The 23,052-nt window shown below is 65.0% G+C and carries 27 protein-coding genes; 13 read left to right on the top strand and 14 right to left on the bottom strand.

Features of this window, described 5'->3' with window-relative positions; translation table 11 throughout:
• Positions 1 to 94 precede the first annotated feature (94 nt).
• Positions 95 to 343 carry a hypothetical protein gene (locus tag BMY25_RS11930; RefSeq protein WP_143061955.1) on the top strand — a complete coding sequence of 83 codons (249 nt, stop codon included), beginning with the start codon at positions 95 to 97 and terminating at the stop codon, positions 341 to 343.
• A 65-nt stretch (positions 344 to 408) separates the two neighbouring features.
• On the opposite strand, the gene BMY25_RS11925 is transcribed toward BMY25_RS11930, so the two are convergent.
• Entirely contained in the window at positions 409 to 1,185 is a 777-nt protein-coding gene (locus tag BMY25_RS11925) for an SGNH/GDSL hydrolase family protein (RefSeq protein ID WP_487312990.1), read from the bottom strand.
• Positions 1,125 to 2,312: an OpgC family protein gene (locus BMY25_RS11920; protein WP_143061953.1), complete on the bottom strand. Its 1,188-nt coding sequence runs from the start codon at positions 2,310 to 2,312 to the stop codon at positions 1,125 to 1,127. Before BMY25_RS11920 ends, BMY25_RS11925 begins: the two co-directional genes overlap by 61 nt.
• Positions 2,313 to 2,742: 430 nt before the next feature.
• On the opposite strand from BMY25_RS11920, the gene BMY25_RS11915 reads away from it, so the two are divergent.
• From BMY25_RS11915 to BMY25_RS11905, 3 genes are all read left to right on the top strand, one after another.
• Positions 2,743 to 3,489 (top strand): class I SAM-dependent DNA methyltransferase, encoded by a 747-nt coding sequence (locus BMY25_RS11915; protein WP_177176836.1) that lies wholly within the window; start codon positions 2,743 to 2,745, stop codon positions 3,487 to 3,489.
• Between the two features lie 133 nt (positions 3,490 to 3,622).
• Positions 3,623 to 5,131, top strand: a complete 1,509-nt coding sequence (locus BMY25_RS11910) for a sensor domain-containing diguanylate cyclase (protein ID WP_092496870.1) — start codon at positions 3,623 to 3,625, stop codon at positions 5,129 to 5,131.
• 87 nt (positions 5,132 to 5,218) lie between these two features.
• The gene (locus tag BMY25_RS11905) at positions 5,219 to 5,413 is read left to right on the top strand and encodes a hypothetical protein (RefSeq protein WP_092496869.1); all 195 of its coding nucleotides are present in this window, start codon (positions 5,219 to 5,221) and stop codon (positions 5,411 to 5,413) included.
• A gap of 149 nt (positions 5,414 to 5,562) precedes the next feature.
• Here the strand turns inward: BMY25_RS11905 and BMY25_RS11900 are convergent, their stop codons facing one another.
• From BMY25_RS11900 to BMY25_RS11890, 4 genes are all read right to left on the bottom strand, one after another.
• Positions 5,563 to 5,784, bottom strand: a complete 222-nt coding sequence (locus BMY25_RS11900) for a hypothetical protein (RefSeq protein WP_092496868.1) — start codon at positions 5,782 to 5,784, stop codon at positions 5,563 to 5,565.
• Positions 5,785 to 5,923: 139 nt separating this feature from the next.
• A complete protein-coding gene (locus BMY25_RS11895) occupies positions 5,924 to 6,304 on the bottom strand; it encodes a BA14K family protein (RefSeq protein ID WP_092496867.1) in 381 nt (126 codons plus the stop codon).
• Between the two features lie 380 nt (positions 6,305 to 6,684).
• Positions 6,685 to 6,852: a hypothetical protein gene (locus tag BMY25_RS20825; RefSeq protein WP_177176835.1), complete on the bottom strand. Its 168-nt coding sequence runs from the start codon at positions 6,850 to 6,852 to the stop codon at positions 6,685 to 6,687.
• 17 nt (positions 6,853 to 6,869) lie between these two features.
• A complete protein-coding gene (locus tag BMY25_RS11890) occupies positions 6,870 to 7,721 on the bottom strand; it encodes an XRE family transcriptional regulator (protein ID WP_092496866.1) in 852 nt (283 codons plus the stop codon).
• 156 nt (positions 7,722 to 7,877) lie between these two features.
• Here BMY25_RS11890 and BMY25_RS11885 point away from each other — a divergent pair, with 156 nt between their 5' ends.
• A complete protein-coding gene (locus BMY25_RS11885; RefSeq protein ID WP_092496865.1) occupies positions 7,878 to 8,543 on the top strand; it encodes an HAD family hydrolase in 666 nt (221 codons plus the stop codon).
• A gap of 93 nt (positions 8,544 to 8,636) precedes the next feature.
• Complete coding sequence (locus tag BMY25_RS11880; RefSeq protein WP_092496864.1) at positions 8,637 to 10,844, top strand: hybrid sensor histidine kinase/response regulator; 2,208 nt, start codon at positions 8,637 to 8,639, stop codon at positions 10,842 to 10,844.
• A gap of 24 nt (positions 10,845 to 10,868) precedes the next feature.
• On the opposite strand, the gene BMY25_RS11875 is transcribed toward BMY25_RS11880, so the two are convergent.
• The 4 genes from BMY25_RS11875 to BMY25_RS11860 are packed head-to-tail and all read right to left on the bottom strand — an operon-like array spanning position 10,869 to position 14,839.
• Positions 10,869 to 11,651 carry a proteasome-type protease gene (locus BMY25_RS11875; RefSeq protein WP_092496863.1) on the bottom strand — a complete coding sequence of 261 codons (783 nt, stop codon included), beginning with the start codon at positions 11,649 to 11,651 and terminating at the stop codon, positions 10,869 to 10,871.
• Positions 11,652 to 11,678: 27 nt separating this feature from the next.
• The gene (locus tag BMY25_RS11870; RefSeq protein WP_238858299.1) at positions 11,679 to 12,488 is read right to left on the bottom strand and encodes a transglutaminase family protein; all 810 of its coding nucleotides are present in this window, start codon (positions 12,486 to 12,488) and stop codon (positions 11,679 to 11,681) included.
• Between the two features lie 7 nt (positions 12,489 to 12,495).
• Positions 12,496 to 13,440, bottom strand: a complete 945-nt coding sequence (locus tag BMY25_RS11865; protein WP_092496862.1) for an alpha-E domain-containing protein — start codon at positions 13,438 to 13,440, stop codon at positions 12,496 to 12,498.
• A gap of 1 nt (position 13,441) precedes the next feature.
• Positions 13,442 to 14,839: a circularly permuted type 2 ATP-grasp protein gene (locus BMY25_RS11860; protein ID WP_092497000.1), complete on the bottom strand. Its 1,398-nt coding sequence runs from the start codon at positions 14,837 to 14,839 to the stop codon at positions 13,442 to 13,444.
• A gap of 202 nt (positions 14,840 to 15,041) precedes the next feature.
• On the opposite strand from BMY25_RS11860, the gene BMY25_RS11855 reads away from it, so the two are divergent.
• From BMY25_RS11855 to BMY25_RS11840, 4 genes are all read left to right on the top strand, one after another.
• Positions 15,042 to 16,067: an aldose epimerase family protein gene (locus BMY25_RS11855; protein WP_092496861.1), complete on the top strand. Its 1,026-nt coding sequence runs from the start codon at positions 15,042 to 15,044 to the stop codon at positions 16,065 to 16,067.
• 68 nt (positions 16,068 to 16,135) lie between these two features.
• On the top strand, positions 16,136 to 16,447 hold the full coding sequence (locus BMY25_RS11850; RefSeq protein WP_092496860.1) for a polyhydroxyalkanoic acid system family protein: 312 nt from the start codon (positions 16,136 to 16,138) through the stop codon (positions 16,445 to 16,447).
• Positions 16,448 to 16,561: 114 nt separating this feature from the next.
• Positions 16,562 to 16,777 carry a hypothetical protein gene (locus BMY25_RS11845; RefSeq protein WP_143061952.1) on the top strand — a complete coding sequence of 72 codons (216 nt, stop codon included), beginning with the start codon at positions 16,562 to 16,564 and terminating at the stop codon, positions 16,775 to 16,777.
• Between the two features lie 281 nt (positions 16,778 to 17,058).
• The gene (locus BMY25_RS11840) at positions 17,059 to 17,481 is read left to right on the top strand and encodes a hypothetical protein (RefSeq protein ID WP_177176830.1); all 423 of its coding nucleotides are present in this window, start codon (positions 17,059 to 17,061) and stop codon (positions 17,479 to 17,481) included.
• A 39-nt stretch (positions 17,482 to 17,520) separates the two neighbouring features.
• Here the strand turns inward: BMY25_RS11840 and BMY25_RS11835 are convergent, their stop codons facing one another.
• A complete protein-coding gene (locus tag BMY25_RS11835) occupies positions 17,521 to 17,919 on the bottom strand; it encodes an Ig-like domain-containing protein (protein ID WP_092496858.1) in 399 nt (132 codons plus the stop codon).
• Positions 17,920 to 18,115: 196 nt separating this feature from the next.
• Positions 18,116 to 18,553, bottom strand: a complete 438-nt coding sequence (locus BMY25_RS11830; RefSeq protein WP_092496857.1) for a GlcG/HbpS family heme-binding protein — start codon at positions 18,551 to 18,553, stop codon at positions 18,116 to 18,118.
• A 183-nt stretch (positions 18,554 to 18,736) separates the two neighbouring features.
• On the opposite strand from BMY25_RS11830, the gene BMY25_RS11825 reads away from it, so the two are divergent.
• Together BMY25_RS11825 and BMY25_RS11820 are read left to right on the top strand one after the other, a co-directional pair.
• Positions 18,737 to 19,102 (top strand): dihydroneopterin aldolase, encoded by a 366-nt coding sequence (locus BMY25_RS11825; protein ID WP_177176834.1) that lies wholly within the window; start codon positions 18,737 to 18,739, stop codon positions 19,100 to 19,102.
• Between the two features lie 132 nt (positions 19,103 to 19,234).
• On the top strand, positions 19,235 to 20,575 hold the full coding sequence (locus BMY25_RS11820) for a UDP-glucose dehydrogenase family protein (RefSeq protein ID WP_092496855.1): 1,341 nt from the start codon (positions 19,235 to 19,237) through the stop codon (positions 20,573 to 20,575).
• Between the two features lie 63 nt (positions 20,576 to 20,638).
• Here the strand turns inward: BMY25_RS11820 and BMY25_RS11815 are convergent, their stop codons facing one another.
• Together BMY25_RS11815 and BMY25_RS11810 are read right to left on the bottom strand one after the other, a co-directional pair.
• The gene (locus tag BMY25_RS11815) at positions 20,639 to 21,049 is read right to left on the bottom strand and encodes a Plus-3 domain-containing protein (protein WP_092496854.1); all 411 of its coding nucleotides are present in this window, start codon (positions 21,047 to 21,049) and stop codon (positions 20,639 to 20,641) included.
• A gap of 71 nt (positions 21,050 to 21,120) precedes the next feature.
• The gene (locus tag BMY25_RS11810; RefSeq protein ID WP_092496853.1) at positions 21,121 to 22,209 is read right to left on the bottom strand and encodes a PQQ-dependent sugar dehydrogenase; all 1,089 of its coding nucleotides are present in this window, start codon (positions 22,207 to 22,209) and stop codon (positions 21,121 to 21,123) included.
• A 168-nt stretch (positions 22,210 to 22,377) separates the two neighbouring features.
• On the opposite strand from BMY25_RS11810, the gene BMY25_RS11805 reads away from it, so the two are divergent.
• Positions 22,378 to 22,956, top strand: a complete 579-nt coding sequence (locus tag BMY25_RS11805) for an NnrU family protein (protein ID WP_092496852.1) — start codon at positions 22,378 to 22,380, stop codon at positions 22,954 to 22,956.
• Positions 22,957 to 23,052 lie beyond the last annotated feature (96 nt).

Raw genomic sequence — 23,052 nt, 5'->3', positions numbered from 1 at the left:
TATAAAGCTGCAACGCTGTCTCTTTTCCCAAGTGCGAATCACCCGGTGACGACCGGAGACGATCACGCACGCCCAGAAAGATCGGGATATTCAGATGAGAATGATCGGAAAACCGTTTGCCCTCGCCACCTTGGCCGCTCTTGTTTGCTCCGCGGCCGTCGCGCCCGCCTGGGCCGGTGCGGCGAAGGAAGTGCCGGCGCAGGACTCCCGCATCGCCCATGACTGGCAGCGCGCCAAGAACCGGCACATGGGCCACGAGGTCTGCTGGACCGACCTCGTGCACACCAAGACCAAGGCTGGTTGGGTGGCCGAGAAGGTCAAGCACTGCGCGCCTCAAGGCTGACTGAGGCCGGCCTCGGCACGCCGCCTGAGCGCGGCCGGCTCCGCTTCAGGGACCGGACGGGTAGGCTATTGCAGCGAGGCCTGCACGATGGTCTCGGCGATCACTTCCGACAGGCAGGGTTTCAGGATCTTGCCGGTCGGAGCAGGCCGCGAGCGCTCGCGCTCATCGTTCCAGTGCTCCATCAGCGAATAGCGGCGCACAAGGTTCAGGTTCCGGGTCTTGGCGACGTCGCTGAGCTCGCGCACGATCCGCTCGTAGACGCTTTCGTGCGCGACATCCGGCACGAATGGCGGATCGACCAGCACGAGCCTGACGTCATGCGCGCGCAGCCACGCGGCAGCGTCGCCGATCACGTCGCCGAATTCGCCCGGATCGGTTGACGCCATGGCGTCGGGCGTACCGACCTGCCAGACCACGAGGTCCGGATCGGTCGCCGAAACCTCGGCTCGGATATGCTCGAATTCGTCTTCAGCACGCTCGGATGCCCTGCCGTCATCGCGCACCTCGAAGCGGACGCCGGGCAATCGCTGCTCGAGGTCCTGCTTCAGTTGCTCCAGTTGCGGGTTGGAGACGGCAGGCGTGACCGGCGGACCCAGCACGAGAACGCGCACCGAGCGTGGCCTCGCGCGGGGCGACTTGGCGGGCCGCAGAAGGCTTGGCACCAGGGCGTCAGGAACGCGGCAGATCTTCGAAACGCCCGCGAGTGCCTGACCGTTTCCGGGCAACAGAAAGCCACCGCCGATCAGAGAAGCGGCGGCGGCGAGGATCCTCAATTGCCGGATCAGCCCGCGGAAGCGGCGACCTGGCCCTGAGGGCGCTGATTTAACCCGACACGATACCATTCAAGGACGCCGGCTAGGCCCATCTGCAAGAGAATTCCAGTAACGATCATTACCACGTCGGTCGTGGGGTCACCACTGCCCACCATGCGCAAGATCTGCCCGACCAGGCTCAGGACCGTGCCGAAGCAGAAGACCGGAAGCGAATGCTGGCCCATCAGGATAACCGGCCTGAGGTAAGCCGTGGAGCGCAGCCAACGTTCCATCGGCAAGTAGCTGGCGAGATAGGCCAGTGCGAGCACATGGAGCAGACGCGGGAGGAGCAGGTTGGTCTTGTCGAATTCCCACATGAACCGGGGCAGGGGCCAGAGATCCCATTTGATGTAGAAACCGGCCTTGATCCAGATGCAGGCCATCACCGTATAGAACGCCGCCAGCGCGAAGAGCAGGCGATTGCGCGGCAGCGGAGCGCCCCGCACCAGCGAGATGCCGACGGCAAGCCCGATCGCGAAGATGAACTGCCAGGCCAGCGGGTTGAAGAACCAGCCATCCGGGAGCGGATAGCTCGGCAGCTTCAGCGCCAGTAGCTGGGTGCCGACATAAAGCGCACCGGAGAGGGCAAGCATCCAGCGCACGCTCTTGCTCGCAATCAGGATCAGCACGGGCGAGACGGCGATCAGGACGATATAGAGCGGCAGGATGTTGAGATAGGAGGGCTGCAACCCGAGCGTCGCGAGACCGATCAGTCCCTGCACGGGCGAGGCGACGAACACGTCGAAATGCATCATCTCCAGGAGCCGGACATCGCCGGTCTGCTGCGCCGCGAAGCCCATGATCGCGGCCATGGCGATCACCAGCACGATGTGGGCGCTGTAGAGGTGGAACGACCGCATCCAGATTTTGAGGGTCTGAAGCAGGCGCTGACCCGACTGGAAACGGCGGAAATAAGCCAGACCCGCCGCCGCGCCCGCCAGGAAGACGAACACCTCGGAGGCATCGGAAAACCCGAAATTCCGGCTGGTGAACCGCTCCAGCGGATTTCCGGGAATGTGATTGATGAAGATCGTGATCAGGGCCAGACCACGCCAGAAATCGAAGGAGAGGATGCGGCCGACCCGCTTCGCCGCACTCTTGTCGGGCGTCGCGATCGGAGCGGAGGGCACCTGTTCGAGATCAGGCTTGGCATTCATTGTCGCGACACGCTCCACGCTCTACGGCTGCCGCCGTGGCACAACGTTCCTCGGTGCCCATGACGGCATTTCGAAGGCGCGTTCCATCAAATCCTCGGGTGCGGTCACGCCGGCACGATTAACCGGCGGGCGCAGCCATCGACGGCTGCGCCCGGCAATTTAGCTGCCTTAACGTGGCCGGAACAATGAAGTTCATTTCAGTGAAGACGATTCCCGGCAAAACGGCAACGGCGTGTCGCCGAAAGCCCGGCCGGGACGACGAACGGCAGGACCGGGCGGCGCGCCGGACTTGTCACCGCGCGGGTGGTCCGCGAACGATCTACTCTCGAATAAACTTGAGCGTGCTCTGGATATCTGTTGGCTTGCGGCCGCCGCGCCGCCCTTTCGCGGCCTCCCCGAGCAATGAGTTCCACAGGTTCGAATGTCAGAGTTGTCGATTTACGATCTGCCGCCCGTCTACGACGTCATCATGGGGCCCGGGCCTTGCGAGCCATTCTATCGGGAGCAGGCACGGCGGAGCGGAGGGCCCATTCTCGAACTCGCCTGTGGCACGGGCCGGCTGACGATCCCGGTGGCGGAGGAACGAGACGACGTTACGGGGCTCGATATCTCGCCTTCGATGCTGGCATCGGCCCGGGGCAAGGCCAATGAGGCGGGCGTTTCCATCCAGTTCGTGAAGGGCGACATGCGGTCCTTCAGCTTCGAGCGGCGATTCGGGATGGTCTTCGTTTCGTGCAACTCGCTCGCCCATCTTCTCCGGGCGGAAGACATGCAGTCCTGCCTGCGCGCCATCCGGACGCATCTCCTGCCGGAAGGGATCTTCGTCTTCGATATCGTCAATCCCGACATCGTCACGCTGGGCCGGTCCTTTGCCGATCCGGTGGAGCAGGACTGCGAGATGTCGGCGGACGAAGGAGGCGGGGAGGACCTGACGATCCGCGAGCGCCTGACCTATGATCCGGTCGCGCAGATCCGAACCGCGCACTGGCGGCTGCTGCGCGCCGGGCATCCCGACCGCGATCTCTCGCCGCTGCATCTGCGCCAGATCTTTCCGCAGGAATTGCCGATGCTGCTGAACGCGGCCGGGCTGCGGCTCGATGAACGCTTCGGCGACTTCGAGGGCGGCCGCTTCACCGCCGAAAGCGCCAATCAGGTCTGCGTGGCGCGTCCCGTCTAGAACCAAGCGACGAGGCAAGGCCGGTCCTGGCGGCGCCTTGGCTTTTGCCGCACCTGCACGTAGAACGACTACAAAGGAAACGGCAGCACGTTTGTCGTGTCGGCCTGCCTTTGCAACCGATCTCGGGCTCTCCATGCAGCTTCATGACGCCTCTCCCCGCGCCGGGGACGCCCGTCGCAGCGACGATGCGGAGATGTTCGATCTCGCGCCCGTCTCACTCTGGCTGGAAGATTACAGCGGCATCAGGATCCAGCTCGAGGAATGGCGCCGGGCAGGCGTGACCGACCTGCGGGCGTTTCTGGAAGCGGACGATGCACGGGTCAGGGCCTGCTCGTCGCGGATCGAGATCCTGAAGGTCAACCGTCGGACGCTCGCGATGTACGAGGCCACGGATATCCGTCATCTCGTGGAGAATATCGGCCGGATCCTCAGCAAGGACATGCTGAAGACCCACATCGAGGAACTCGTGCAACTCTGGGAGGGCAAGAGCGAGTTCAACAGCCATACCGTGAACTACACCTTGTCCGGCGCCCGCCTGGATATCCAGCTCAAAGGCGCGATTCTGCCGGGCCACGAGGAGAAGTGGGATCGGGTGCTGGTCGCCATCGAGGATGTGACCGGCCGCGAAACCGCGACGCGAAAACTGGCGCAGAGCGACGCCTATGCACGCGGTCTCTTCGAACATTCCCCGATCTCGCTGTGGGTGGAGGATTTCAGCGGCGTCAAGACTTTGCTCGACGAGGTTCGCGAGCGGGGCATCTCCGATCTTCGGGTTTTCACCGATGTGCATCCGGAATTCATCGAACGCTGCATGGCCGAGATCCGGGTCCTCGACATCAACCGTCACACGGTCGAACTCTTTGGCGCGGAGAGCAAGCCGGCGCTGCTCAAGCGGCTCAGGGACATCTTTCGTGACAGGATGATCCAGCCTTTCCGCGAGCAGCTCGTTGACTTGTGGGACGGCAAGCTCTTCCAGCGCCGTGAAGTCGTGAACTATTCGCTGGCCGGTGACGAACTGCACCTGCACATGCAGTTTTCCGTGCTGCCCGGCCACGAGCGGGACTGGTCGTTGGTGCAGGTCGCGCTGACCGACATCACCGCGCGAAAGAGGGCGGAAGCCTATCTGGAATTCCTCGGCAAGCACGATGTGCTGACCAAGCTCTACAACCGTTCGTTCTATGTCGACGAACTCAACAGGCTGGAGCGGAAGGGGCCGTTCCCCGTCAGCGTCGCGGTGATCGACCTGAACGGCCTCAAGGCCGCCAACGACCAACTGGGCCATGGCGCTGGAGACGCGCTACTTCGCCGGGCGGGCGAGGTGCTGAACGAAGTCGTGGAACGGCCCTGTCACGCCGCGCGGATCGGCGGCGACGAGTTCGCCCTGTTGATGCCGGGGGTGGGCGAAGAGGAAATGTCCGTCCTCGTCGAGACCATCGACAAGCTGGTGGCCATCAACAATCAGTTCTACTCGGCGACCGAACTCAGTCTTTCCATCGGCACCGCCACCGCCGAGCCGGGGGAGCGACTGGAAGCGGTGGTAAAGCGGGCGGACCTTGCGATGTATCAGGCCAAACGGGCCTTCTACGCGCGCGCCGGCACCGAGCGGCGGTTAAAGGTGCCGGGCACACCCATTTCGCCCTGAACGGGTGGGGGAGGCTTCGCGCGGAACCATTCGAAGCATCCCGCGTTGGCACAGACATTCGGACGATCATCAAGCAGGAGCAGCGCCTTGCCTTACGATCCGAAGACTCTCGATCCCGATCGGACGCCGAAGATCGAGGAGAGCAGCGTTCCCGACAGCCGTGGCGACTATCGCGGCGCTTATGGCTACGGTCGCCGGGCACATGGCTCCGACCCCAATGCGAGCTACGGCTTCCAGCCCTCCGGCAAAACGCTTTCTCCCCGCATCCTTCGACGGTCGTAGGCTTCCGTCATCGGTGTTGGCTACGTTCAGGCTGTCGGTCGCCGAGGCCTGTTCGACGTCTGGCAAAGAGGCGGCTGAAGAACCTGCATCCCGAACGAGCGGTCAGGTAGCTGAGCCCTTTTACCGTCACTCCCGTCCGGTTTTCGCGTTTAGGGCGTCGTTAGTCCGAGTTCGCCCACCAGAGTGCGCACCGCACGCGCGGTTTCCAGCCTTTCCTGCAGCTCGAACTCGACCGCCAGCGACAGTGCTGCCGTGTCGACGGGCTCGTTGCTGCGAATGGCGTCCAGGAGGGCCGCGGCGGCGACGCGACGATCGTACGATCCATCGTTCAGGACGACGCCGAGCAGGGCAGTCACGTTGCTGTCGATCACGGCTGAAATCCCCTTTTCCAGCTAAATGTTCATTAGCCGGGAAGGGTTGCGTCGGTTTGTCCGATATTCGGCAGTGTCAGCCGGTTCGGGTAAAGAAAAAACCCCGCCGAAGCGGGGCTTGTTTCTCGATTGTCTGCTTTTATTGGCAGAAATGCCGGAGGCCGTCATATCCCAGGAACGTGCCCGAGGCCGGATCGAACGAGCGATACCGCGACGAGCAGTAGGAATACCACGCGGGCGAGCGGGACGGCGCGGACTGGTAGACGACCGTGGGTGCGGCATAGACCGGGGCGGGGGCCGCGTAGACGGGACCACCCGCGAGCTGGCTGCCGATGATTGTGCCGGCCGCAAATCCCGCGATGCCGGCGCCGGCAGCGTAACCGCCGCCCCAGCCATGGTGGTGATAGTAGCCACCGCCGTACCCATGGTTCCAGTACGGTTGCGCCTGGGCACCGGCGGGAATAGCGATTGCTGCAACGGTCACGGCGAGCGCTGCGGCGAGCGACTTGATCAAGCGCATCGAGGTTTCTCCAATCAGGTCCGGGCCACCGCCCGGCTGCTCCTTATATGGATATGAAACGCGCCCGGTTCATTTCAGTTCAAGCAGATGTGTTTGGAAGCACCGATTCCGCCGGACCCAGGCAAAGCTGGTGCGCCCACCAGATCGACCAGATGATGGATGAGAAGACACCGACCCCCAGAACGGGGAGGATGATGCTGCTTGCCGTCATTGTTCCCTCCAGATCTTCGGTCGGGCACCCCACCGCGCCCGCCGAATGTTTCTGAAAAGTTAACAACAATTTTAACGAGGGCAAGATAGCTCGTGCCGTCCCGGCAAGGTTTTCTTCACCACTCTTAAAAGTCGTGGTTACCGCGTCGCCTTCGCGGTCAGTTCGAGGCTTACGCTTCGCGCTCCGCCTCGGTGCGCTCCTCCACCTGCCGCCGCAGATCCGTGATCACGAGGGCCGCGGTGCGGAGAAGCGTCTGGAGTTCCAGGCGGGACAGCCCGTCCAGCGTTTCCGCCGCGACCACCAGTTGCTCGGCGATATCTTCCTGCAGCTCGCTCAAGGGCGACTCCTGTGCTGTCAACGGCGGGTGCGGAAGCTGAACATGCCGACATGCCGGCCAAGGATGCCGATCTCGTCGAGCAGACGCTCCTGCGGGAGATATTGCTCGTTTTCAGCCGAAATGCGCACGCGGATCTGTGGCTCCCCGCGCCGCGATACAACCTCCAGCCTGCGGATGACGATCCCGCCGAATTCGTCGGCAAGCGCATAAAGGCCCGGCGGCGAGGGCACGTTATTGGCCAGATCGACCAGCGCGATGTCGCCTTCGTCCAGAACAGGGGCCATGGAATCGCCGCGCACCGGCACGCAGCGAAGCTGGCCGGGATGGAGGTTGAGCGCGTTCAGGATCCAGTCCGGCAGACGCCACCAGTCCCGCGCGCCTTCCGGCAACGCACCGCTTTCGTCGATGCCTGCTCCGGGCACCAGGGCCGCGGTCGCGTTGCTCAGGGGAATGTTGAGGTCGAGTTCCAGCACCGCGTCCGACGGACCGAACACCGCCGGCGACGGCTCGGCGGCGAAGGAGTCCCCGGTGGAAGGGGGCTGCGGGGCGGTGAAGGACGGCCGGGGCTGTTCCACCTGCGGCGTGAGGGGAACGGGCGCCGACATCGGAGCGGGTGCCGACGCTGGCGCTTCATCCGGCTCGGCCAGGAGCACGGCCCCGGGAGGAGGCGATGCGGTCCGGTCGCCCTCGGCCCGGGTCAGGGCTTCCAGGATCAGCGGAATGAAACGTGAGTGCTTGGTTATGCCGCGCTCGATGCGGTCGACATGCTGCTCGGAGGTGCCGGCGGCCTGTGCGAGCTGGTCGAGCGACCAGCCGAGAACCGTACGCCGCTCATTGATGCGGCTACCCAGAATGCTTGCGTCTGCCATGGCCCAGACCTGACATGGGCAGGGGGGCAAAGTCCAGCGTGGTTAAGAAACTGGTTTCTCTCGGCCCTTAAGAAGACCGCAACCCGCGTCGAAAACGCTGGCGCAACCAACGCGGACGATCCCGGTTACGCCACCTCATCACAGCAGGCGGAGTGAATGTTCAAAGCGGTCATCTTCGACATAGACGGCACACTGGTCGATTCGGTGGATCTTCATGCAGAGGCCTGGGAAGAGGCGTTCCGCCGTTTCGGCTTCTCGATCCCGGCCGAGAAGATTCGCGGCAAGATCGGCAAAGGCGGCGACCAACTGCTGCCGGATTTCCTCGATCAGAGGTTGATCGCGCGTTTCGGTTCGGAGATCCAGGCGTTTCGGACCGACCTCTTCGCCCGCAAGTACATGGACCGCGTTCATCCGTTTCCCGGCGTCCGCGATCTCTTTTCCGCTCTCCGGGCTCGCGGTTTCCGGCTGGTCCTCGCATCTTCAGGCAAGGAGGACGAGGTGAAGCGTTATCAGGAGATCGCCGGCATAACCGATCTCGTGGACAGCGCCACGTCCTCCGACGACGCCGAGCATTCCAAGCCGGCGCCGGACATATTCCAGGCAGCGCTCGCCAGGAACGGGCTGCAGCCGGACGAGGCCGTGGTGATCGGGGACTCGCCCTACGATGCGGAAGCGGCCACCCGTGCCGGTATCCAGGCCATGGGCGTGCTCTGCGGGGGCTTCCCGGAAGAGGACCTGAGGGCGGCCGGGTGTCACTGGATTTTCCAGGATCCCGCTCATCTCCTGGCCGAACTGGATCGCTCGCCGCTCGGAACCGCGTGAGCCGCTTCCTGAGCCCGGTTGCAAACCCCGGGGGAGCATGATCTTTAGCCGAGATCATAGTTCCTCCCCGAAGCAGTCGGTCCGCACATTGGAATGACGAAGAGCTCCCCGTCCGCGCGCGAGAAAGGGAAGACCGGGCCTCTCTGGCTCCTGGGCAAGGCGCAGGAAAGCCGGCCGATCGCCATCGTCCTGCTGGCAGGAACCATCGTGCTGGTCGCCCTGATCGCCGCGACGGTCGCGGCGGCGCTGGATCGGCGCGCCGCCGATATCGCCGCCGCCCGGCGGGAAATGATCACGACGGACACGCTTCTGGCGGAGGACACGGCGCGTTCGCTGCAGAGCGTGCAGCTCGTCCTTTCCAGCATCGCCGACTGGATCGCGAGCCAGGGCATTACGACGGCCGAGCAATACGAGGCCCAGATGGCGGGCCGCGACACGCACGACCTCCTGGCCCAGAAGATCGCCGGCGTGCCGCAGATCGACGCGGTCACCATGATCAACACGCGGGGGAAGCTGATCAACTTCTCGCGGACCTGGCCGATTCCCGACGTCGACGTCGCCGACCGGGATTACTTTCTGGCGCTCAGGGATAATCCGACGGACAAGCCGTTCCTCAGCGTTCCCGTCGAGAACCGGGGCAGCGGGACCTGGACGATCTATCTCGCCCGCCGGATTACCGGCCCTTCGGGAAACTTCGTCGGCCTCGTACTCGGCGCCATCCTGCTCGATCATTTCGAGGACCTTTACAGCTCGCTGCCCCTGACCACGGGCGCGGCCATCGCGCTCTGGCGAAACGACGGCACGCTGCTGGCGCGGCATCCGCCGTCTCCCGTGGGTCAGAAGCTGCCGGTGGAGGCGATCGAGGCGCCCGCCGGCGAGGGCATCTTCACCTCAAGCTTCTCGGTGGGCCGGCGCGAGCCGATCCTTCGCCTGATCGCCTCCAAACGGGTCGCCGGCTATCCACTGCTGGTCAACGTCACCCGGCCGATGTCGGAGGTTCTTTCGCCATGGCGGCGGCAGAGCGTCTTCATCGTCGCGGCCGGACTGCTTTGCATGGCAGCCGTCACCGCGATCATGGCAGCGCTGATCCGCCAGTTCCTCGCCTACGAGCATGTGGCCGCGGCCGTAGCCGACCGCGAGCGCGCCATCATGGATCGCGAGAAGGTCGAGCAGCAGCTCCTGCAGGCGCAGAAGCTGGAAGCCGTGGGGCAGCTGACCGCCGGCATCGCGCACGACTTCAACAATCTCCTGACGGTGATCCTCGGCGGGGCCGCGACGGCGCAGAAATTCGCCGGCGACCATCCGCGCCTGAACCGCAGCCTCGGCAATATCCGGCTTGCGGCGGAGCGGGCGGCGAGCCTGACGGCGCAGCTGCTGGCCTTCGCGCGCAAGCAACCGCTACGCCCCGAGGTGCTTCCCGTGGCGGCGCATGTGGAGGCGGCGGCCAGCCTGCTGGAGCGCTCGATCGGCGCCGGGATCCGAGTGGAAACGGAGATCGCGCCAGATATCTGGCACATCACCGCCGATCCGAGCCAGCTGGAGCTCGCGCTCCTGAATGTCGGCCTGAACGCGCGCGACGCGATGCCGAATGGCGGGCTGATCCGCTTCGAGGCCCGCAACATCGTCCTGCCGGATGACGACGGCGTGCCGCAGCAATATGTGTCGATCTCGGTCCGCGATACCGGCACGGGCATTCCGCCGGAGATCCGCGACCGGGTGCTGGAACCGTTCTTCACCACCAAGGAGATCGGCAAGGGGAGTGGCCTCGGCCTCAGCCAGGCCTTCGGCTTCGCCACGCAGTCCGGTGGCCGGATGCGGATCGAGAGCGAGCCGGGATCGGGCACGATGATCGTTTTCAAGCTGCCGGCGGTGGTCGCTGCGGCCGCCGAGGTTCAGCAGGCGTCCGCGCCGGTTCCGACGGACGTTACCTGGTCCGGCCGCGTTCTGATGGTGGAAGACGATCCGGCCATCGGCGAGATGGTCGGCGAGACGCTGCGGGAGGCCGGCTACGACGTGACGCTGGCGATAACGGCCCCGGACGCGCTGCTGGCGATGGGACGCGACCCGGCCTTCGATCTCGTTTTTTCCGATATCATGATGCCCGGCGGCATGAATGGGGTCGAGCTCGCGCGCGCGATCCGGCAGGCGCATCCGTCGCTGCCCATCCTGCTCGCCACCGGCTACAGCGAGGCGGCGAGCAATCGTTCGGCGCGGGAATTTCCGCTGATGACCAAGCCCTACGACATCGGCGAGCTGCAGGCGCGGCTCGCCGCCATGATCCTGGAAGCCAAGGGGGCCTGAGTTCCCGTCTTAAGCGCGGGGCGATCAGCCGCGGCGCGAGGAGGCAACCTCGACCGGCGGCATCAGCGTGTCTGCGCCCTCGTACTCGTCGATATGCACGAAGGCGTCCCGCAGCGCTTCCGACCAGGCCGTGGAGAGCTTCTTGAAATAGGCGTCGTCCTCCTGAATACGGCGCCTCTCGCTCACTTCCAGCGCGTCGCGGCGATAGATCAGGATGTCGATCGGCATGCCGACGGAGAGATTCGACCGCAGCGTGGAATCGAAGGAGAGCAGCAGCAGCTTGGCGGCGACGCCGAGGCGCATGTCGGGCGAGGCGACACGGCCGAGGATCGGCTTGCCGTATTTGTGCTCGCCGATCTGGAAGTAGGGATTGTCGGGCGTCGCTTCGATGAAGTTGCCTTCCTTGTAGATCTGGAAGAGCCGCGGGTCTTCGCCACCGATCTGCCCGCCCAGAATGAAGGAGGCGCTGAAGAGGCCCGGATTGTCTTCGATCTCCTGCTTGTCCACGCGCCGCACCTCGCGGATGGCGGCGCCGACCACGCGCGCGGCCTGAAACATCGTGGTGACGGAGGAAAGCGACGGCCGCTCGGGGTCCGGCGGCGTGGAGATGCGTTCGCTGAGGATCGACACCACCGACTGGGTGAAGGCGAGGTTGCCGGCCGTCAGCATGATGAGGACGCGGTCACCCTTCAGTTCCCAGACGTGCATCTTGGAAAAGGTCGCGATGTTGTCGACGCCGGCATTGGTGCGGGTGTCGGAGGCGAAGACGATACCCCGGTCCAGGCGGAAGCCGACGCAGTAAGTCATCTCGGGACCTGTGGTGTTGAAGGAGGGCTATTGCTGCTGCTGTTGTTCGACGACAACGTCGACCGCCAGCGTCTCGTTGCCTCCGCCCCGGCGCGTGCCGACGATCGGCGCGGCATAGCCGGCATCCAGCCCGCAAGCCAGGCGGACATAGCGGTCGGTGGGGCAGACATTGTTGGCGGGATCGAAGCCGACCCAGCCGAGATCCGGCACCCAGGCTTCGGCCCAGGCATGGTTGGCCTCCGCCGGTTCCTCGTTCTCCAGATGCAGGTAGCCCGTCACGTAGCGGGCCGGGATGCCGATCCGCCGCGCCGCCGCGATGAAGATGTGCGCGTGGTCCTGGCAGACGCCCTGGCCGGCGGCGAAAGCCTCGGCCGCGCTTGTGCCGGAATTCGTGGCGTCGATGACATAGGTGACCTGCTCGGCGATGGCTTCCAGCAGCGCGTGGAGCTTCGACAGCGGGGTGGCGGCGAGGACGCCGTCTGCGAGCCCGGAGATCTCGTCGGACGGATCGGTCAGCGGGGTCGAGCGTAGAAAGGTCGCCGGGCTCGCCGCTTCGCCGAGATGTCCCGCGACGCCGCCATTGTCCCGGGTTTCCACGATGCCGTGGGCGGTGATCTCCACCGTTTCCGCGCCATGGCTGTAGGCGATGAGGTGCGTGCGGTTGCCGAAACCGTCGACATAGGTCGCGGCCTTCTCGAAGCCGGGCGCGTCCACCGTCCAGTGCAGCACGTTCTGCCAGCGATTGCTGACCGGCGTCAGCCGCAGCCGCTGCACCGTGCATGTCCCGGACTGGTCGTAGGTGTAGCTTGTCGTGTGGCGAATGCTGAGGCGCATCATCGACCCATCATGCGAAGTGGTAGTCGCGGGAGATTGTCTCCGTCAGTTTGTTGTTGCTGACGATGAAATCGGTGAGGAATTCGTGCAGCCCGTTCTGGAAGATGTCGTCCATGCGGCCGTCGCGCAGGGTCTTGCGGCACTCCACGATGCTCTCTTCCGACTCCTTGCGCTCGCCGTAATGGAGGCTCAGTCCCTCTGCGGTGATCTGCAGCTGGTCGTAGCAGAAGCGCAGCGAGCGCGGCATTTCCGGCCGAAGGATCAGGAATTCCGCGATGTTCCAGGGCAGGAGGCGCTCGTTGAAGACGTGCCGGTACGAGCTGTGCGCCGAAACGGCGCGCAGGATCGTCTCCCATTGAAAGGTGTCCACGTCGCCGCCGATACCCTGGTTGTTGGGGAGCAGCAGGAAATATTTCACGTCGATGATGCGGGCGGTGTTGTCCGCCCGCTCGATGAACGCGCCGAGCTGGCTGAAGAAGAACGTATCGTCGCGCAGGATGGTGCCGAGCAGCGCGCCGCGGAAAAGCGATGTGCGCTCGCGGACCCAGTCGAGGAAATCCGGCAGTCGCTCCGGCGTCATCTCCGCCGGTTTGATCTTGTCGAAGGCGAGCCAGGTGCCGTTCAGCGCTTCCCACATGTCGCGGGTGAGCTTGGTGCGGACGGAACGGGCGTTGGTGCGGGCGAGCCGCAGGCAGGTGCGGACGGAGGAGGGATTGTCCTCGTCGAACAGCAGGAACTCCAGCGCCTTGCCGCCCCCCGCGTCGCCGTATTTCTCCTTGAAGGGCCGGTGGATGCCGGCGCTGGTGAGGGTGGAAAGCCATTCCTCGCGATGGCCGTCGCCGGTGTCCGGCGTGAGCGTGATGCGAAAGCCCGCTTCCGCGAGACGGGTCATGTTTTCCGCCCGCTCCATATAGCGGGACATCCAGAAGAGGCTGCTTGCCGTGCGTCCGAGCATGTCAGTCCCTCAGCACCCAGGTATCCTTGGTGCCGCCTCCTTGCGAGGAATTCACCACCAGCGATCCCTTTTGCAGCGCCACGCGGGTGAGCCCGCCCGGCACGATGCGAACCTTGTCGCTGACGAGGACGTATGGGCGCAGATCCACGTGGCGCGGCGCAACGCCGGATTTCGTCAGCGACGGGCAGGTGGAAAGCGCCAGGGTCGGCTGGGCGATATAGTTGCTGGGCCGCGCCAGCAGCTTCTGGCGGAACGCCTCGATCTCCTTGCGGCTGGAAGTCGGGCCGACGAGCATGCCGTAGCCGCCGGAGCCGTGGACTTCCTTCACCACGAGCTCGCCGAGATGCTCCAGCACGTATTTCAGCTCCTGATCCACCCCGCATCGATAGGTCGGCACGTTGCGGAGGATAGGCTTCTGCCCGGTATAGAACTCGATGATGTCGGGCACGTAGGTGTAGATCGCCTTGTCGTCTGCGATGCCGGCGCCCGGCGCGTTGACGATCGTCACGCGCCCGGCGCGGTAGAGATCCATCAGGCCGGAGACGCCCAGCGCCGAATCCGGCCGGAAGGTGAGGGGGTCGAGGAACGAATCGTCCAGCCGGCGATAGATCACGTCCACCCGCTGGCGGCCCTGCGTCGTCCGCATGTAGAGGTGGCCGTCCTCGATGAAGAGGTCCTGCCCCTGCACCAGCTCCACGCCCATCTGGTCGGCCAGGAACGAATGCTCGAAAAAGGCCGAGTTGTGGATGCCGGGCGTCATGACGACGATGGAAGCGTCGCCGCTCTTCACGCCCGATGGCGCCACGGCCTTCAGCGTGCGACGCAGAAGCTCGGGATATTGCGAGACGGGCGCCACCCGGTGCTTGGAGAAGAGCTCCGGGAAGAGGTGCATCATCGTTTCCCGGTTCTCCAGCATGTAGGAGACGCCGGAAGGCGTGCGCAGATTGTCTTCCAGCACGTAGAAGTCGTTCTCCGCCACCCGCACCACGTCGACGCCGATGATGTGGCTGTAGACGTTCAGCGGCGGCGCGTGGCCGATCATTTCCGGCAGGTACGCCTCGTTTCGCAGCACCAGCTCCGCCGGGATGCGGCCGGCGCGGATGATCTCCTGCCGATGATAGATATCGTAGAGGAAGGCGTTCAGCGCCCGGACGCGCTGCTCGATGCCGCGCTCCAGGGTGCGCCACTCGGACGCGGAGATGATGCGCGGCACCAGGTCGAACGGGATCAACCGCTCGAGCGCATTCTCCATTCCGTAGACGGAGAAGGTGATGCCGAGGCGACGGAAGATCGAATCGGCTTCTTCCTGCTTTCGCTTCAGCCCGGACTTGGACTGGGCACTTAGCCAGTTATGAAGCTCGGAATAGGGTGGGCGAACACTCCCGTCGGCCCCGAGCATCTCGTTGAAAATCGCCTTTGACGTGTCTTCTGCCGAAATCTGGACTTTCACAGAACCCGCCGTGCCTAAGGTTTGAATAATAAGCTAGAGAACAGGCAAATAACCGTCACGCAAAAACATTGATCCCTGCCCGCCTTTTTTTCAGGCAGGAATTATCGGATGGGCAACCAGGCGGTTGTCGGAGCGGTGCAAGGAGAGGTTGATGAGCGAAGCGGAATTGGGAACGCGCCGTGAGTTCGGCACGCTGGCCGACGGCACCGTGATCGAGGCCGTGGCGATCGGCGCCGGGCCACTGCGGGCGGAGGTGATCACCTGGGGCGCGGTGATCCGCGACGTGCGCTTCGAAGGCGTGGATCATCCCCTCGTGCTGGGCTTCGAGCGGCTGGAGGATTACGTCGGGCAATCGCCCTATTTCGGCGCAACGGTCGGCCGCTTCGCCAACCGCATCGCGCGCGGCCGGTTCAAGCTGGACGGCGAGATCCACGAGCTTCCCTGCAACGACGGCGACAACCATCTGCATGGCGGACCCCACGGCTTCGGCACGCGGGTCTGGACGATCGAGAGCCTGACGCAGAGTTCCGTGCTGCTGAAGCTCGTCTCCGCCGATGGCGATCAGGGCTATCCCGGCGAAGTGACGGCCGAGTGCAGCTACGAGGTTTCCGCCGACGGCACGCTGATCGTCAGCTATAGCGCCAGCACGGACCGGGAGACGGTCGTGAACCTGGCGCAGCATACCTATTTCAACCTGGACGGCGCGCCCACCATTCTGGACCACAAGCTCCAGCTTGCCGCCGACGCCTATCTGCCCGTCGACAGCGGCTACATCCCGACCGGCGAGTTGAAGCCGGTGGAAGGCACCCCCTTCGACTTCCGTTCGCTCCGGGTCGTCCGGCCGGAAGGCGCGGAGGCCACGCCGCCCTACGACAACAATTTCTGCCTTGCCGCCCATCGGCGGCCGGAGCCCGCCTTCGCCGCGCGGCTGGAGGGCCGCGACGGCACGCTGTCGATGGAGCTTTGGACGACCGAGCCCGGCGTGCAGTTCTACGACGGCTTCCAGATCGCGGTCACCGCGCCGGGGCTGGGCGGGCGGACCTATCCCAAGCATGCCGGCCTCTGCCTCGAAGCGCAGCTCTGGCCGGATGCTCCGAACCAGTCGGATTTCCCCAGCGCGACATTGAAACCGGGCGAGACATACTGGCAGCGAACGGAATTCCGGTTCAGGGCTTAACCCCATACCCATACAGACAGGGGGCCTTCGTCGATGACGGGGCCCCAATAGCAGTTCAGGAGTTCAGAATGGCCAAGCCCGTCGTTGTCGATGTCCAGCATAGTCTCGGTCAGGCCGAAGCCCGGCGCCGGGTGGAAAAGGGCTTCGGCAGCGTGCGCGACCAGATCGCTCCCAAGGGCCTCGCCGTGGAAGAGCGCTGGGAAAACGACCAGCTGCTCTTCAAGACGGGCGCCTTCGGCCAGAACATCGCCGGGCGCATCCAGGTGCTGGAGAACATCATCCGCATCGAGGTCGACCTGCCCTGGCTCCTTGCATCCATGGCCCAGCCGCTGACGGCGAAGTTGCAGGGCGTCGGGCAATTGCTTCTGGAAAAGAAGTAACCGGACGGGAGCAAGGCCGGGCTGCTGCGCCCTGACCATAAAAACCGGGCGCGAATCTGAACCGGAAGGCGTTTACTGGCGTTTTACCTCAAAATGAAAATGAGGGAGGGTGCCATGGACGTGCGTATCTCGGACATCGAGTACTTCAGGGACGAGGAGCATATCCTCCGGCGATTGGCCTGTGCCCTCGTCGTCCACTGGGATCAGCTCCCCTGGAACGTGCAGGAAGAGCTGATCGGCAGCGCCGCCTCCATGATGAACACCGTGGAGGTCCCGGCCTGCGGCGAGGAAATTCGCGAGTTCATCGCCAACCACCGGCTTTCCGCGTAACGCGAGGCGCTCCGACCGCGCAAAAAGAAGGGCCGCTCGGAGCGGCCCAAGTGATGGGAGGAAATCGCCCTGAGGGGCGGCAGTGCAAGCACTGCCGCCGAATAACGGACGGGCATTGCACAAGTTCCGTCCCTGGTGGATTGAAGTGCATACCTGCTGCGAGGACCCGGCGTTCATGGCTCCTTTACGCGGGCTGGGCGCATTGTGACGCACGGCGAGGACGAACCGAAACTCAATACGCTTCCGGCCGTTCCTGTCGCAAAGAAGAAGCGGAGTCGATCATGAGGAAAGCGACGCTCGGCGCGGCCGTGACGTTGGGAATGCTGAGCCTTGGGCTCGGCGGATGCGTTTCGGGAGGCTACGGCTACTCCTATGAGACCTATGGGCCGGCCTATCCCGTCTACTACGATTACGGACCCTATTACCGCGTGGACGGCGCCTACGGCCCTTATCGGCACGGCTGGCACGGGCGGGACTGGCACGGTCGCGGCGATTGGCGTGGCCAGGGCGGCCCGCACGGTCCGGGTGGCCGTGGTGGTCCGGGCGGACCCGGTGGACCCGGTTCCGGCCGCGGCGGTCCGCAGCCCTGGAATGCCGGCAATGGACCCGGTGGCGGCAGCGGGCCGGCTTCCGGAAATCGGGCCTGGAATGCTCCGGGCAACCGGGGCGGCAATGGCGGCGACCGGGTGTTCATCCCCCATTGAACGAAAAGGCCCGGATCGCGAGATCCGGGCCTTTCTGGTTCAGGGAGCGACCTGAACCGTCACCTTGTGCTGCTGTGTCTGGCCGGAAGGGGCGCGGACCTCGATGGTCATCTCGTCCGTGCCGGAAAAACCGGCGCTCGGCTTGTAGGTTGCGGAATAGCCCTTGAGGTCGACGTTCGGGCACTTGGCGGCTGCCGAACCGTGAACCTTGCCCTGCTGCAGCGTGACCGTGCCATGATGCGGCACGGCGGGCATGCCGATCTTTAGTTCGGCCGGCGTGCAATTCGGGCCGAGAAGCGCGAACACGCCGACGCGGACGGGCTTGCCGGCCGAGGTCTGGAAGTGATCCTGGACGACCTGCTGCTGCGCCGAGGCCGTTCCGAGGAAAGCCGCGAGGCTGGCGGAGGCGAGGGCAAGGCGAAGAAGCGTTTTCGGCATGAGGGACCTTTCCAGTCGATATCTGCCACCCAGGCCCCTTTATAGGGCGCTCCGGGGAACGCGGCGAGGCCGGACCGGGTGAGGGGCCGTGGCCGGGCCGTTTTCACCGCCGGTCAGCGCCGAGAGGGCAGGGCCGAAGGGCAGCGCCGAGAACAAGTCCGAGGCCGGGGATGGCGAGGATCTGGGTGGGCCGCGATCAGTCCGCGCCGGGATCGCCCTTCAGACCGGCGGCCACGATGCCGGCGAGCGCCGCGGCTTCGTCATTGTCGGAAGTGTCGCCTGAAATGCCGACCGCGCCGATCAGCGAACCCGCCTCGTTCTTCACCAGAACGCCGCCGGGCACCGGCACCAGCGCGCCGCCCGCCACATGCGAAACGGCGGCCACGAAGTAGGCCTGCTCGTTCGCACGCTTGTTGATGGAGCGCGAACCGATTCCGAGCGAAAGAGCGCCGAAGGCCTTGCCATGCGCGATCTCGTAGCGCTTCAGGCTGGTGCCTTCCTGCGAGGCAGCCGCCTTCACCGTGCCGCGAGCATCCAGCACGACGACACAGAGCGGCTTCAGTCCGTGGTCGCCGGCGTGCTGCAGCGCCCCTGCGATGATCGCCTGCGCGGCGTCCAGCGTGATCTCGGTCATGGCTGTTCCCTACGTTTGATCTGGTCGTCGATCCGGCCTTCCGCTCCGACCCGCTCGGAGGCATTGTGCGGGGCGCGCAACCGGACAAGTGGCCTGTCCTAGGCCGCAACCCGATGCCGGGGCAAGCTGCAAGCCGGATACCGCATCCATGGCCGCCCGGGAGGGGGCCAGCAGGAGGAACGATTGACCACCCGCGACAGGATCTTCGTGCGCGATTTCGTGCTGCCCGCCGAGATCGGCATCTACGGGCACGAATTCGGCCGGACCCAGAAGGTCCGCTTCAACGTGACCGTCGAGCTTGCCGGCAGCACCCGCGGCGCGCGCGATCTCACCACGGTGATGTCCTACGACATCGTCACCGACGCGATCCGGGCGATTCTCGCGCGCGGGCATATCCAGTTTGTCGAGATGCTGGCGGAGGAGATCGCCGACGCCGTGCTGGCGGACGAGCGGGCGGCCTGCGTCCATGTGCGCGTGGAAAAGCTGGAGATCATCGACGGCGGCGTGGGTGTCGAGATCGTGCGGGAGCGCCGCGCGCCGGGGGGCTGACCGTCGCTCGTCCGGCTGAAATGCGGAGCTTCCTGCCCGAACTTGCCGCTCAGATGTTGCTCATGACGGACGGAGTGGGCTATCGGCAGGCACTGAGGGCCTCGCGCCGAGATCGTTCGAAAGAAGTCGCCCATGCGCATTGTGTTTGTCGGAGCAGGTTACGTCGGACTGGTGTCCGGAACCTGCCTTGCCGATTTCGGCCATGACGTCGTCTGCGTCGATAACGACGAGAGCAAGGTGGATGCCCTCCGGCAGGGCCGCATCCCGATCTACGAGCCGGGGCTGGACGATCTCGTCGCCCGCAACGTGCAGCAGAAGCGGCTTTCCTTCTCGACCGACCTCGGCGAGTGCGTCCGCACCTGTGACGTGGTCTTCATCGCGGTGGGCACTCCGTCCCGGCGCGGCGACGGCCACGCCGACCTGTCCTACGTCTATGCGGCCGCCCGCGAGATCGCCCGGCACATCGAGGGCTTCACGCTGGTGGTCACCAAGTCCACCGTGCCGGTCGGCACCGGCGACGAGGTGGAGCGCATCATTCGCGACGAGCGGCCGGATGCGGACTTTGCCGTCGTGTCGAACCCGGAATTCCTGCGCGAAGGCGCGGCGATCGAGGATTTTAAGCGCCCTGACCGGATCGTCATCGGGATCGAGGACGAGCGCGCCCGCGAGGTTGCAAACGAGATCTACCGGCCGCTGTCACTCAATCAGGCGCCCATCCTCTACACACGCCGCCGCACCGCTGAGCTGATCAAGTACGCGGCCAACGCGTTCCTCGCGACCAAGATCACCTTCATCAACGAGATGGCGGATCTCTGCGAGGCGGTTGGCGCCGACGTTCAGGACGTCGCCCGCGGCATCGGGCTGGATAACCGGATCGGGCGCAAGTTCCTGCACGCCGGTCCCGGCTTCGGCGGCTCGTGCTTTCCCAAGGACACGCGCGCGCTGGCCGAGACGGCCCGCCAGATCGGCAGCCCGGCTCGCCTGATCGACATGGTCATCTCGATCAACGAGGACCGAAAGCGGCAGATGGCGGAGAAGATCGTCGCGGCCTGCGGTGGCTCCGTCGAAGGCCGCACCATCGCGGTGCTCGGTCTCACCTTCAAGCCCAACACCGACGACATGCGCGAGAGCCCGTCGATCGACATCATCTCCGCGCTGGTGGAGAAGGGGGCCAAGGTCCGCGCGCACGATCCGGAAGGCGCGGAGCAGGCACGCAAGGTGCTGCCGGATATCGAATACGCCGACGAGCCCTATGCCTGCGCGGCCGGGGCCGATGCGCTGGTCCTGATCACGGAATGGGACGTCTACCGCGCCCTCGACCTGACCCGGCTCAAGGATCTCCTGGCACAGCCGGTGATCTGCGACCTCCGCAATGTCTACAAGCCCGCCGAGATGGCCCGCCGCGGCATTCGCTATTACGGCGTCGGCCGGGGCGAGCTTCGCGATGAGGAACAGCTGACGGTCGGCGAGTAACCCGCCAAATAAAAAGGCGAATGGCACCGGCCATTCGCCTTTTCGCTTCTCTGAAGCTGCGGATCAGCCCCGGCTGTCGCTGACGTCGCCCTCGGTCCAGCTATCGGAAAGTATCGGATCGATCTGCCCGCCGGGCGTTCCCTCGCCGTTGATGACGTTCAGCCAATCCTTCACCTGTTCGGCGGTAAAGCTCTGGTCCGAAAGGTCTTTCTCCTCGATATGCACGGTGATGTCGTCGTGCAGGAGCTCGTGGGTCTCGCCGGAATAGGCGGCCGCATCCTCGCCGTCCGCCGTCTGGATCTGGTAGTCCGGATCCTGCCCGGATTTCGGCGCGATGCGGAGCACGAGGCGATCGATGGCGAAGCCCAGAGTCTTGGTCGTCTCCTGGAAATTCCTGAGGACGCCGGTGATCCAGGCCTCCGGCCCGTTCAGCGGTCGATCCGTTCCCGGCAGGCGAAAATCAATCCCGGCCATTGAATGCTCCTTGCGAAATCTCCCGGGGAAAAGCGGAAAGAAGCCAATCCGTTCCGAAAGCCCGCCGCTGCTTAGCCGCCATAGCTGATCCGGTAGATCAGCCCCGCCTCGTCGTCGGAAACGGCCAGCGACCCGTCGCGGAATTCCTTCACGTCCACAGGCCGGCCGAGCTTGCGGCTGCCCTGCAGCCATCCCTGGGCGAAGATCTCCTCGCTCTTCGGCTGCCCGTTCTCGAAATGCACGCGCACGACGTTCGCGCCGTCCGGCTCGGTCCGGTTCCAGCTGCCGTGCTGGGCCACGAAGACGTCGCCTCTGAAGGCGGCGGGGAACATGGCGCCACGGTAGAAGTGCATGCCGAGCGCCGCGACATGGGCCTTGAACGCGTGCGCCGGCGGCGTTTGCTCGCGCGGCGGCTTCTTGTCCGCATAGCCCTTCAGCCTGACCGTGCCGCCGAAATAGGGAAAGCCGTAGAAGTCACCGACCTTGCGAACCTCGTTCAGTTCGTCCGGCGGCGTGTCGTCGCCCATCGTGTCGGCGCCGTTATCGGTGAAGAACATGGTGCCGGTGGATGGCTGCCAGTCGAAACCGACGGAGTTGCGCACGCCGCTGGCCACCGTTTCCTTGTCCGAGCCGTCGGTGTTCATGCGGATGATGGAGCCTTCCAGCCCCTCCGGCTGGCAGATGTTGCAGGGCGAGCCAATGGCCACATAGAGCTTCCCGTCCGGCCCGATCCCGGTATAGCGCCAGCCATGATGCGCCTTGTCGGGCAGGTCGAGCAGGTCTTTCCGGCCGTTCCGCTGAATGGAGCCGTCGGCGGCGATCGGCCACGACGAGACCTTGTCCTGCAGGCCGACATAAAGCCGGTCGCCGTGGCAGGCGACTCCGTTGGGAGAATGGAGGTCGGAGGCGATCCGGGTCGCCTTGCCACCGCCGCTGCCATCCGGGCGCACGGCATAGATCGATCCGTCGCGGGAGCTGACGATGAGGTTGTCGCCGCAATTCGCGATGGATCGCGCCTCCGGCACCTCCGCGTAGACCGCGATTCGGAAGCCCTGCGGCAGCTTGATGCGTGACAGGATCGATTGCGTGTCCGCGGCCGACGCCAGGGAAGCGCCGAGCAGGACGAAGGCGCCGGCGAGAAGGTGGGGCATGAGCTTCATCGGTGATCTCCGGGGCTGAAAGGTTCGGCGGCGGCGCTGGAGTGCGGGTCCGGTCAGAAAACTGGGGAGAAGGTCCGGCGTGGGGAGGGATTGGGCGCGACCAACAGGCGGCTTGCAAGCCTCACGAAGCTCCGATAGCCCGATGAGGTAGCTTTCAGCGGTTCTGCCATGCCTCTCCTCATTATCGGCCTGATTCTCTTTCTCGGCAGCCACTCCGTGCGGATCTTCGCACCGGCCTGGCGGGAACGGCAGATCGAGCGCTTCGGGAGAGGCCCCTGGCGCGTGATGCACTCCGTCGCCTCGCTGGTCGGCCTGATCCTGCTGGTCTGGGGCTATCAGACCGCCCGGCAGGATCCGACCGTCGTCTGGCTTCCTCCCTATGGGATGAACCATCTGGCGATCCTGCTGAACTTCTTCACCTTCGTCCTGTTCGCCGCCTATTTCGTGCCGGCCGGCCGGCTCAAGCCTGCGCTGGGCCATCCGATGGTCCTGGCGGTCAAGGTCTGGGCGCTGGCGCACCTGCTCGCGAACGGGACGCTGAACGACATCGTCCTCTTCGGCGCGTTCCTGGTCTGGGCGATCGCGGACTACGCGCTCCTGCGCCGCCGCGACCGGCAAAGCGGGATCGTCCGGGTGCGCGGGCCGGTCCGTAACGACATCCTCGCCGTCGTGCTCGGCGCGGTGCTCTGGGCCGTCATCCTGTTCTGGCTGCACCGGGCGGTAGTCGGAGTGAGCCCGCTCTACTAGTGCCCGTAAACAACAGTTCGGTTGCATTACGGATTTGTGTGCGCCGCGTCATCTTGTGCTTGGCTGGCCGCCCCATTAGAAACTCCGCAACATCTT

It is taken from the genome of Faunimonas pinastri, from assembly GCF_900110915.1.
In the GTDB taxonomy this organism is placed as follows: Bacteria; Pseudomonadota; Alphaproteobacteria; order Rhizobiales; family Afifellaceae; genus Faunimonas; species Faunimonas pinastri.
The sequence above is the reverse complement of the archived record's forward strand: the minus strand, read 5'-3'. Positions and strand labels throughout refer to the sequence as shown.